13 protein-coding genes are annotated in these 10,011 nt (G+C 39.4%); 8 read left to right on the top strand and 5 right to left on the bottom strand.

Annotated features, from left to right (window positions below):
- Positions 1 to 34 precede the first annotated feature (34 nt).
- Both ACM0OS_RS19830 and ACM0OS_RS19835 read left to right on the top strand, forming a co-directional pair.
- Positions 35 to 469 (top strand): DUF192 domain-containing protein, encoded by a 435-nt coding sequence (locus ACM0OS_RS19830; RefSeq protein ID WP_414544918.1) that lies wholly within the window; start codon positions 35 to 37, stop codon positions 467 to 469.
- 57 nt (positions 470 to 526) lie between these two features.
- Complete coding sequence (locus ACM0OS_RS19835; RefSeq protein ID WP_414544919.1) at positions 527 to 1,480, top strand: RNA polymerase sigma factor, RpoD/SigA family; 954 nt, start codon at positions 527 to 529, stop codon at positions 1,478 to 1,480.
- A gap of 288 nt (positions 1,481 to 1,768) precedes the next feature.
- Here ACM0OS_RS19835 and ACM0OS_RS19840 read toward each other — a convergent pair whose 3' ends face one another.
- A complete protein-coding gene (locus ACM0OS_RS19840; RefSeq protein ID WP_414544920.1) occupies positions 1,769 to 2,575 on the bottom strand; it encodes a choice-of-anchor W domain-containing protein in 807 nt (268 codons plus the stop codon).
- A 593-nt stretch (positions 2,576 to 3,168) separates the two neighbouring features.
- Between ACM0OS_RS19840 and ACM0OS_RS19845 the strand changes: the two genes are divergently transcribed.
- From ACM0OS_RS19845 to ACM0OS_RS19855, 3 genes are all read left to right on the top strand, one after another.
- Positions 3,169 to 3,408, top strand: coding sequence for a hypothetical protein (locus ACM0OS_RS19845; protein WP_414544921.1), 240 nt, complete (start codon positions 3,169 to 3,171; stop codon positions 3,406 to 3,408).
- A gap of 58 nt (positions 3,409 to 3,466) precedes the next feature.
- A complete protein-coding gene (locus ACM0OS_RS19850) occupies positions 3,467 to 4,444 on the top strand; it encodes an RNA polymerase sigma factor, RpoD/SigA family (protein WP_414544930.1) in 978 nt (325 codons plus the stop codon).
- 81 nt (positions 4,445 to 4,525) lie between these two features.
- Positions 4,526 to 5,635, top strand: a complete 1,110-nt coding sequence (locus ACM0OS_RS19855; protein ID WP_414544922.1) for a hypothetical protein — start codon at positions 4,526 to 4,528, stop codon at positions 5,633 to 5,635.
- Between the two features lie 26 nt (positions 5,636 to 5,661).
- Here the strand turns inward: ACM0OS_RS19855 and ACM0OS_RS19860 are convergent, their stop codons facing one another.
- Both ACM0OS_RS19860 and ACM0OS_RS19865 read right to left on the bottom strand, forming a co-directional pair.
- On the bottom strand, positions 5,662 to 6,402 hold the full coding sequence (locus tag ACM0OS_RS19860) for a DNA-binding response regulator (RefSeq protein WP_414544923.1): 741 nt from the start codon (positions 6,400 to 6,402) through the stop codon (positions 5,662 to 5,664).
- A 348-nt stretch (positions 6,403 to 6,750) separates the two neighbouring features.
- Positions 6,751 to 7,533, bottom strand: a complete 783-nt coding sequence (locus ACM0OS_RS19865; RefSeq protein WP_414544924.1) for an Rpn family recombination-promoting nuclease/putative transposase — start codon at positions 7,531 to 7,533, stop codon at positions 6,751 to 6,753.
- A gap of 55 nt (positions 7,534 to 7,588) precedes the next feature.
- On the opposite strand from ACM0OS_RS19865, the gene ACM0OS_RS19870 reads away from it, so the two are divergent.
- The gene (locus ACM0OS_RS19870; RefSeq protein WP_414544925.1) at positions 7,589 to 7,723 is read left to right on the top strand and encodes a hypothetical protein; all 135 of its coding nucleotides are present in this window, start codon (positions 7,589 to 7,591) and stop codon (positions 7,721 to 7,723) included.
- 16 nt (positions 7,724 to 7,739) lie between these two features.
- Here ACM0OS_RS19870 and ACM0OS_RS19875 read toward each other — a convergent pair whose 3' ends face one another.
- Together ACM0OS_RS19875 and ACM0OS_RS19880 are read right to left on the bottom strand one after the other, a co-directional pair.
- Complete coding sequence (locus ACM0OS_RS19875) at positions 7,740 to 7,967, bottom strand: hypothetical protein (RefSeq protein WP_414544926.1); 228 nt, start codon at positions 7,965 to 7,967, stop codon at positions 7,740 to 7,742.
- Positions 7,968 to 8,209: 242 nt separating this feature from the next.
- Positions 8,210 to 8,668, bottom strand: coding sequence for a double zinc ribbon domain-containing protein (locus ACM0OS_RS19880; protein ID WP_414544927.1), 459 nt, complete (start codon positions 8,666 to 8,668; stop codon positions 8,210 to 8,212).
- A gap of 76 nt (positions 8,669 to 8,744) precedes the next feature.
- On the opposite strand from ACM0OS_RS19880, the gene ACM0OS_RS19885 reads away from it, so the two are divergent.
- Positions 8,745 to 9,647, top strand: a complete 903-nt coding sequence (locus tag ACM0OS_RS19885; RefSeq protein ID WP_414544928.1) for a tyrosine-type recombinase/integrase — start codon at positions 8,745 to 8,747, stop codon at positions 9,645 to 9,647.
- A gap of 182 nt (positions 9,648 to 9,829) precedes the next feature.
- On the top strand, positions 9,830 to 10,011 hold a 182-nt coding region (locus ACM0OS_RS19890; protein ID WP_414544929.1), incomplete at its 3' end, for a DUF4158 domain-containing protein.

Below are 10,011 nucleotides of genomic sequence, written 5' to 3' on the forward strand. Positions count from 1 at the left end.
GAGAATTCTAAATATAGCTGGCCCGATATCTGGAATGTGTTTGATTATTGGAATACCTACTGTAGCATATCTCCAAACTCGACCCCAACAATTACCCATTACTCAAAAATTCACCCACAACGGACAAACATTTTATTTAAAGGTTGCCACTAAACCTAAAGAACTAGAAAAAGGATTGAAATTTCGTGCTAGTTTACCCAGCAACCAAGGAATGTTATTCAAGCTAGGTGACCAGTACAAGAATGTTGGGTTTTGGATGCACCAAGTTCGTTTCCCTCTTGATATTATCTATCTGGATAATAGTGTTGTGACTACTGTGATGCAGAATGCTCAACCTTGTGATCAAGCCCCTTGTCCTGTTTATTTTGGCAGTAGAGCAAATAAAGTTTTAGAATTACCTGCTGGGGAATTAAATATAAAAGTGGGAGATAAATTAACTTTTGAAAATCATCAATTAAGAAAATATTAAAAATTCATTTTTGTAAGTAGATAATGTATAATATTTCTAGTTTTTAAGGTAATTATTATGTCTGGTAAAGATGTAGATTTAGTTCATATTTATCTGAAAGATATCGGCAAATATCCTTTATTGACCAGAGATGAAGAATTGATGTATAGCCAGCAATTGCAACAAGCAATTTTTATAGAACAAACGAAAGATAAACTAAAGCAAGAATTAGATAGAGAACCTACTTTAATAGAGTTGTCTGCTTATGTTGGTAAATCTGAATCAGAAATCTCTACTATCCTAGACCAAGGGAAAAACGCTAAACAACAAATGATAACCGCTAACTTGCGTTTGGTGGTTTCAATCGCTAAAAAATATCAACGGCGTAACGTAGAGTTTCTTGATTTGATTCAAGAAGGAACATTAGGTTTACAACGAGGAGTTGAAAGGTTTGATCCCAGTCGAGGGTATAAGTTATCAACATACGCTTACTGGTGGATAACCCAAGCAATTACAAGAGCGATTGCCCAACAAGCGCGTACAATTCGTTTGCCGATTCACATTACCGAAAAACTCAACAAAATCAAAAAAATACAACGAGAACTGTCACAAACATTGGGTCGTCGTCCGACAATTCCAGAAATTGCTCAGGCTTTAGAACTTCATCCGAATCAGATTCGTGATTACATGGCTATTTCTCGCCAACCAGTTTCTTTAGATATACGACTTGGGGAGGAGCAAGACCTCGAACTAATCAGTATTATCCCTGATGAAAATAACTCAGCCGAAGAACAAATGCTAACCGAACATTTGCGCCATGATGTTAATAATATGCTGGCATCTTTGGCCCCTAACCAGCGGGAAGTATTAATTTTGTACTTCGGGCTGGAGAATCAGCAGCCGCTTAGTCTAAATCAGGTTGGTGAACGGATGAACTTGAGTCGAGAAAGAATTCGCCAAATTATGCAAAAGGCGATCTCTATTCTGCGTCGTAACCAACAACATCACCTCGAAGATTATCTTGCTTCTTGATGTGAGCTTTAGTAGCATCACGCTCATATATTCATTACTGATACCAATTCACTAAAAGTATGATACAGATAGTTTAGGAATAAATACGATAACTAGGAATAACAATGTAGTAGTAAATTTCGCGTACAGTTATGGAAGGAGGTAAACTATCAAATTCATCTTTGCTCAACCCTTTTGGACATCTTTATAACAAGAAAAAGCGATCGCATTCATCAATTGCGATCGCTTTTGTCTTAGCAATGATTTTTTAGATTGTCTTGTCTGTTTGCCGAAATCCTAACTGTTGATTCATACCTGTTGACTAGCCACCTTTTTTCTTTTTAGTGCTGCTGCGCCTGTCATAGTAGCAACGAAAATAGCACCAAGTGTACTCGGCTCTGGCACTGATTTAGAAGTACCCACTTTAATTTGAAAAGCAAGATTAGAACGACTAGGCGCAGCACCTACCCAGCTAAATGCTGTTTTACCAGTTAGCGTAAAAGGAGTAGAAATACCATCAACATGAAGGTAATCTCTATCAGCAATAGTGTTTGTACCTACTGATGCTAAACTTCCCAAAGCTTTACCATTTAAGAATAAATTGGTTAAAGAGACACTATTTTGTAGATTATTACCACTACCTTTATTAGCAAAGGTACGGAAAAAGATATCTGTCACAGGGCCGCTAAACTCTTGAGTTAATAATTGGAATGTTTGGTTACTATCAGAAACTTTGTAAGTTACCTTGCTACCTGTATATTCCAAGCTGAAATCCCAGACTTTACCATTACCCCAAACTAAATCGCCCTTAGCTACAGGAAGACCAGCACCAACAGTAGCCCTTACATCTCTGTTAATGCCTATTTCTCGTTCGCCATTTCCGCCAAAACCATTATTACCAATTCGACCCTCAGCGACGAACAACTCTTTGAAATCACCCTGATCTAGCAACAAGTTAAAATCTGCATCATCAAAATCTGAATCAGCATCTTGAGATGTCAAAGGGACTATTGATACAGCTTTTGCTGAGTTAGGAGCTATGAATAATCCTAAGGCAACTAATCCTAAAGTCAAAAATAGTTTTTTATTAGCTCTAAGCTTGTTGAAAAATAACATAGTTTCTCCTGGAAACGACAGTTTTTCGTCCTAATGTTTAAAATCTGGTAGCTTGCACCTAATTGATTTATTGATACAGATATAAACAAGGTAGCTGGGCAAGGTGTTTATTTTGTAATCTCAGCTTAAGATAAGCCTGAGCTTATAGTCTATAGCTCAGGCTTATCTTAATTAAAAATTAATATAGAGATAAAATTTTAACTTATATTAGGTAAATACTTACGTATTACTGATACTGATAATGAACAGAGTAGGTTTTGGAAGAGAACTGTTACCCGGTTTAAAACGTTATACCATTTCACCCTATAAATGATACAAATAATTTCTCTTCTGCCCCGGTTGTTGAGCGTAGTCGAAACACTTCTCCCCTGCGGTCTATTTGTATCAAACTTAAAGTGAAACGGTATGAGTATGTGAAATTGGTGATAAAAGTGAATAATTACATTGACTTTTGTAGTAGTTATTACCTCAAATCTCACTACTCCATAAGAGAAATATATTTTTGGATAGCTGTTACTGTTTTCTCAAAAAAATCTGCTGGCTAATCAGAATGTACCGCTTATATTGGTAAGAAGAACCTATTACTATATTCAATGCCCAGCAAAATCATTGACGTTAGAGAATACACAGTTCGAGCGCACAAGCGAGAAATTCACACCCGCGTCTTCAAATTCATTTGCAAACAGTGTGACCAACCAACTGAACGCGAAACTTATGGGACACGTCCGTTGTACTGTGAGCAATGTCGTCCACCGCAAGCTCCCAAGAAATCGCCAGTGCCTCTTAACAAACGTAAACCTAGAGCAATGACTTACAAGAGCGAGGAAAGTTAGGTGGTATGATTTTCGATACTTGAGAAATCAAGTGTTCAAGGATAAATTTTCCCAAATTATGTCCAGCCACAGTTCTGATCCACTTCACGTCTACTTGCGAGAAATTGGTCGTTACCCAATGCTAACCCCAGAGCAAGAGATTACTTGCAGTAGGCAGGTGCAGCAGATGATGGTAATTGAGCAACGAAAAGCTGAACTCACTCAACAACTAGATCGTGAGCCAAGTTTGGCTGAATTAGCTGCTGATGTTGACAAAAGTGAAACTGAGTTAAGCAACGTCCTTCGCCAAGGTCAGCAAGCTAAACAAAAAATGATGACGGCGAATTTACGGTTGGTGGTAGCGATAGCCAAAAAATATCAGTGGTGCAATTTAGAACTTTTGGACTTAATTCAAGAAGGGGCGATTGGTTTACACAAAGCCGTAGAAAAATTTGACCCCAATCGAGGTTACAGATTCTCTACCTGTGCCTATTGGTGGATTCGACAGGCAATCATGGGAGCAGTGGCGGAAAAATCTCGTACAGTTCGCTTACCATTGCATTTAACTGATAAACTGCTGCAAATTAAAAAAATACAGCGTGAAATGGCCACAACACAGGGTCGCAGTGCCACAATCACAGAAATAGCTCAGGCTTTGGGTACACAGCCAAATCAGATTTGGGAATATTTAGGTGCATTTCGCCCACTTGTTTCTTTGGATGTGCGAATTGGGGAGGAGCGAGATACCGAACTTCAGGAAATTTTGCCCGATGAAAACCCCTCTCCAGATGAGCTTCTGATTCAGGAATTTTTTCAACAAGATTTTGACAATTGGTTAGGATCGCTCTCACAAATCCAACAACAAGTTTTAACACTGCGGTTTGGGTTGAGGAGCGATTGTGCGGAGTACAGTGCGGAAGGTAATCGCAAGCTCACTATGAAGCAAATTGGAGAAAGGCTGAATATTGCTCCATCACGAGTCAGGTATATTCAACAACAGGCGATGAAAGTTTTGTCTTCTCAACAAGAACAAATACGACCATATTTGGCTTCTTGAATCACCAAAATGTTGACTACTTTTGAGTACCTGTTAAATTTTTTGACGTGAAAATTGAAAGGATGGGGAAAATAAAAGTTAATGGACGATCAACCACAATTACCCTCTGCTCCTGATAGCTTTGTTAATCCACTGTTAAAATTACGAGAATATTATGCTCCTATTGTAGGAAAGTACGAAAAGTTATACACCGAAGCCTTAGCAAATCTCAATCATGTAGAAGCATTATTATCTGTTTGGTCTGATAACGGCAACCTGCCAACTCTAGAGGTGATGAATAAGCCAGTCGCTTCTAATTTAGAAAACTTGCCCTTGGAGGATAATGATTTCACCCCAGAGCCAAAAGTTAATTTAGTAGAGCCTGTTAGTTCTCAACTGTCTGCAACAGAAAATTCGTCGTCTTTTGCAAAGCAAGAGGTAGTTACATCTGTACTCGAAGGAAATAGTGATCGCATTATTAAACAACCAGTTGAATTGGTAGAGCTAATTGATTTTGTGCCAAAAACTTCAGAATCACAAGAAGATGACGATTCATCAGAGTCAATATCTACGGACACAAAGACACCAGAAGAATCTCCAGAGAAATCGCTCTCTTGGTCAGAAATTCCAATGCTACCGCAATACCAATCTCTAAACCGCACTGAAGCAATTCTCAAGGTATTGCAGAAACACGCTGGAAGTGTCTGTCACATAAGTTTGATCATGCGATCGCTCTATGGTGATTTAGAGCCAGAAGCTTTGAAAGTAGTAAAAGGTAGAGTTCATTCATCATTGACTCATGGCAAAGAAAGCGGTAGATGGTCACTGATTCCAGACGAACCTGGGTGTTACACGCTGAATTTGAAACTACTCAATTCCAATGGTCGTAGTTCTTCTAAGCAGAGCAAAAATAGAAAACCTTCACCAGTAGCAAAAACCAATCTCATCCCAATGATTGGAGAATTTTCTGGACAAGTTCTGATTGATGCCATTAGCTCTTTACTGGAAAAAAATCCAGGTAAAATATTTACTATAGCTGAAGTAATTAATGGACTGTGCGGAGAACTTGATGGTCAAGAATTTAATCAGATCAAGCCCAAGGTAGTGAAAGAATTATCACGAGGACATCGTACAGGACGATTCTCAAGAGTGCCTGAACAAATAGGACTTTACACCTGGGACTCGAAGTTGCTCCCCAAAGGTAAACGCTAGTTGAATGCATTTACCAAAACTCATCTTTAATAGGGAGCGCTCCCAATCATAAAATCAAAATTACCTTCACCTTTGGTTTTCTTCAATATTTCCATAATTTTTTGTGGATTATCGTGAGGGCCACTGACATAGAATGGTTTGCCATTACGACCACATTCAATACGTATTTTCCCATCCCATTCTCCAATGTGCGAACGCGATTTTTCAAAGTCTTTGTGTGGTTTAAACCCCAAGCTTTCTGCGTATTCGCAAGCACTAAATATCATCCCTTGAGCAACTTCAAGGGGAACCTCTTGCGGTTTTCCGCCAAATGGCTCGAACAGTGCTTCTGTAAATTCTTTAAATTTTATCCTGTCTATTGTACGTGGTGGTATGGTATCTTTAATGCCTAAGCACCATATATCTAAAAGATAACTACAGACCGTGATTTGATTGTATCGAGCAACTCTTGCAATAACTACCAATCCTAAACCGCGATCAATATCATCATCATTATTTTTTACAGGTATGATTTTTGTGAGCAAATTTTTGATGCTGTTTTCTGTTGGGATTTTCGGTAACAATTGAATAAGACTCTCGCTAGCTAAACACTGGTATACGGGATCTAATTCTCCTGAAGCTAATCTATCTAATGTGGTTTGCTGTGCTTGATTTTGAATTGCCGCATTCACTTGTGATACTTTAATACCTAGTTTTCGAGCTATTTGTTTTGGTGTTAAATTTAATGCCCGTAAATCCCTGATTTCTTGTTCTTGTGTTCCTGACATAAATTACTACTTTCTACAAACAACCTATGTAAAAATATTAAACTAAAGCTTACTTTAACAGCCGGACTTTCCACTTGAATGATGTGTCAACTAAAATAATAATGAAAGTAGTTATGCAAGAGCGCCGATGAATATCAGTATTGATATACCTGATGAGGTACGCGTTTATTTAGAGGTACAAGTGATAACAGGTGCTTATAGCAGCATTGGCGAATATTTTCTGGATTTGGTTAAATAAGACCAAAAACGCAAGGCACAAGCAAAGTTAGAAGCACTTTTGAAAGAAGGTATTGATTCCCAAGGGCAGAGTTATCTTTGCATCACTCCTTAATGGAGATACAGTTGGGGCTAATTTTGTGGAGACTCATTCAGTTGCTGTTGAAGTTGTTGAACTTCCTCAATCGATAAGCCTGTTACACGAGCAACCATCTCTATCGCTAAACCTTCCCTTAGTAAATTATTGGCAATCTCTTTCTGTTTTCTTGCTTCTGCCCTTGCCTCTGCTTCTTCCTGAATCGAACGGTAAATCACAGATTCTTGCATGATGTCTCTCCGCACTAGACTATAAATTACGTCTTGCTCTAATCTTAACCCAGCCAGAATTGCTGAGGCTGCTATCAGATTCGCTTGTATCGCTGGGTCTTCAATCTCATCGGCAATTGTAGTCGCTTGGCGTAATATCTCTGCTGGATTGGCAGTTTGTCCCAGTGTAGCAAAGGGCAATAGTCCAGGATATTGCAAAAAGAGTGAAGCAGGTTGCTCCCACAACCGAATCACATCAAATTCATGAGTTGTGCGTTCCATTGTGAAACTCGTTTGATAAACCAAATCAGAGCTAGTCTGCTTCAGGTAAATCACGACTTGCCGCATTGGTTTGGTTGGATCTTTGCGATACATTCGCACGCGGTAATCCAAAACCCGGAATGGAACATTTTTCTTGGGAAGTGTCTGGAACTCAATATGTAAAACAGATTCGTCTGATTCCAGCAAAATTAGGGCATCGGCGCGAATCGGATCGAGGGAGAGTTCAGAGGGTTTGAGTTCTGTCATCGTGACAGGCTTTCCTAACAGCCAACTGGCGAAGTCGGCACAGATGTGTTCGGCAAGGAATCGGCAGGTATCGTCATACATGGGAGAGATTGTACAACTGATCAATACCGATTATCCGTTCAGCTAAAAATATAAAATGAAAATAATCACACCAAACAAAGCAGTAGCTAACATGGAAATCTTAGCAGCCATTACCGAGCAGCTTTTATTAGAAGCAATTGTGTTTTTGTGTGCATGGGTTATCTACAACATTTGGGTGTTCGTTAACTGAAGGTGGCGATATTTGTTTAGACTGCGCCAATCATCATCACAAACTTTTCGCCACTACCAGTTTTGGCAAACTCTTCTACCTGCTCAAAACCTAACTTCTGCCACATACGTTGCGCCCGTTTATTAAACTGTGCGATCGTCACCCGACAAAATTGCGCTTTATATCGGGTAGCCCCAAACTTGATTACAGCTTGGGCATACTGCTTGCCATGTCTAAGTCCTGTTAAGTCTGTCCGTATTCCCATACCTAAGTCCAGCTAGAAGTAGATTACACTAGAATTGACAATTGGCTTGACCAAGCTAAGGCTTTTCCCAAATCAGTGAATACCGCCAGAACAAATGCCTTTGGAGACGGAAACCAGGGATAACAGCGTCTGCAACTGTTTTAATCTGTTTCAGCGACAACTGAGCAGGACGAGTAGGTATTGAGCCGAGATACGTGTAAAAACCTGCAAGATGGTCTGGAAAGCGTTGCTATATCTAGCTTTCAGCGATTTCCACTTCCATCCTTATAAGGCTTTCCACATAGTGGGCAAAATTTATACCTTAACGACACCACCAACTCACCACAATTCCCACAACTAGCCCGCAACTGCGTACCGCACAGATAACAAAACTTAGCCCTAACATTTCCCCACATCGGATCAGCAGCACCCCCAGGATTCCAACATTGGGGGCAAAACTTAATCGCTGGCATTGCTACAACCTCTTCCCCCCTAACAACAGCCTGCAAATACTCAACCGGCACGGACAAAGCCAAGGCAAGACCGCTAAGAGTTTTATGGCTGAGTTTCATCGTCAGTCCCCGTTCAATCTTGCCCACAGACCGAGAATGAATACCAGCAGCATCGGCTAACTCAAACTGAGTTAAATTGAGTCCCTTCCTGATCCGCAAAACATAGTCAGCAAGAGATTCTCCAGGTTTTGGTGTCTTAAAAGTATCCATAAAATGCTGTCAATGCTCTTACCTAAAGATATATAATTTATGAATAAATTACCTTGCTAAAAACACACTTTTTTCAGTGAAGCAAGCTGTCACATTAGCCACCGTCGCCGTCAAATTTTTAGAACGGACTGGGTTAGCACCCAGTACCATCAAAACCTACGAAATAACTCTCTTGAGCTTACTAGCAGAGTATGGAAGTTGGTCAATCGAAATTATCAGTAAGCAAACATTAGTTGAGTATCTAGATACACTTTCACATTTAAAATACACAACCCACCACAAGCATCAAGCAATACTGCAAAGCCTATTTAACTTTGCAGTTGAGCAAGGGTATATAAAATCTAACCCAATTCGGGGATTAAAACAGCGTCCCCCACAACGAGAAAAAGGCGAACATAAAAGCGACGATACAATAAAATACCTAACACCCTCACAGCTAAATATACTCTACAAAGTAACCAAAGATGACCTGCGGATGTCTGCAATAATTCATTTATTGCATCGCACAGGATGCAGAATTGGAGAGCTTTTAGCCCTGAATTTATCAGACCTAGATATCAAAAATCAAAAATTTCAGGTATTGGGAAAAGGAAACAAACAACGTTGGTGCTTTTATAGTGATGATGCAGCCAAATCCTTAGATCAATATTTCCAGCACTCACGCCATAAAAATATCGACGCACTGTTTACAGCACAACATCCAGTCACCCTCAAAGTCAGTAGAATTAGCTACTACACATTGCATGATTATTGGCGAAAAACTACCAGCACATATCCCGAATTAAACGGTGTACGCATCCATGATTTACGTCACACTTATGCTACCGAACGGGTAGGATTAATCAGTATAGAAGAGTTACGCTCACTCATGGGACATGAAAGTATTCAAACCACTTTACGTTATCAGAAAGTTACTTCACAAAAAGCAGAATCAGCCGCACGTCATGCTTTAAATATTCTGATAAACCCAGACAGTTAGAATCAACCTTTACTACCTATTCATCATCTGCAAAAACAGCATTGTTCACCAAAAAAGTGCGGAAATTAATTCAATTAATTATTTGTATCCCAAAGAATATAAAATACTATGGGGTTGAACAGTGAGGGATCAACCGTTATCTAGTTATTTTTGGGATTTTTTATGTTGCTAATATCACTTAAATGACCTTAATTGACCGGACTGCATATCCTAAATTCAAACAATTTCCCAACCCGAAAGAGCTTGCAGAGCTTTATACACCACAAAGTGCAGAAATCAAGTTTGCAAAGTCCAAAACTAAGAGCCACGAAGGATTTCTTAGTTTTATGGTCATGCTAAAATCCTTCCAACGGCTTGGTTATTT

Origin of the sequence: Nostoc sp. CCY0012, from assembly GCF_963920855.1 — a bacterium.
Taxonomy (GTDB): Bacteria; Cyanobacteriota; Cyanobacteriia; order Cyanobacteriales; family Nostocaceae; genus Cyanocohniella.

Coding starts and splice junctions, on each gene's coding strand:
- ACM0OS_RS19830 (WP_414544918.1), top strand. CDS start 35: ATGTGTTTGATTATTGGAATACCTACTGTAGCATATCTCCAAACTCGA.
- ACM0OS_RS19835 (WP_414544919.1), top strand. CDS start 527: ATGTCTGGTAAAGATGTAGATTTAGTTCATATTTATCTGAAAGATATC.
- ACM0OS_RS19840 (WP_414544920.1), bottom strand. CDS start 2,575: ATGTTATTTTTCAACAAGCTTAGAGCTAATAAAAAACTATTTTTGACT.
- ACM0OS_RS19845 (WP_414544921.1), top strand. CDS start 3,169: ATGCCCAGCAAAATCATTGACGTTAGAGAATACACAGTTCGAGCGCAC.
- ACM0OS_RS19850 (WP_414544930.1), top strand. CDS start 3,467: ATGTCCAGCCACAGTTCTGATCCACTTCACGTCTACTTGCGAGAAATT.
- ACM0OS_RS19855 (WP_414544922.1), top strand. CDS start 4,526: ATGGACGATCAACCACAATTACCCTCTGCTCCTGATAGCTTTGTTAAT.
- ACM0OS_RS19860 (WP_414544923.1), bottom strand. CDS start 6,402: ATGTCAGGAACACAAGAACAAGAAATCAGGGATTTACGGGCATTAAAT.
- ACM0OS_RS19865 (WP_414544924.1), bottom strand. CDS start 7,533: ATGTATGACGATACCTGCCGATTCCTTGCCGAACACATCTGTGCCGAC.
- ACM0OS_RS19870 (WP_414544925.1), top strand. CDS start 7,589: ATGAAAATAATCACACCAAACAAAGCAGTAGCTAACATGGAAATCTTA.
- ACM0OS_RS19875 (WP_414544926.1), bottom strand. CDS start 7,967: ATGGGAATACGGACAGACTTAACAGGACTTAGACATGGCAAGCAGTAT.
- ACM0OS_RS19880 (WP_414544927.1), bottom strand. CDS start 8,668: ATGGATACTTTTAAGACACCAAAACCTGGAGAATCTCTTGCTGACTAT.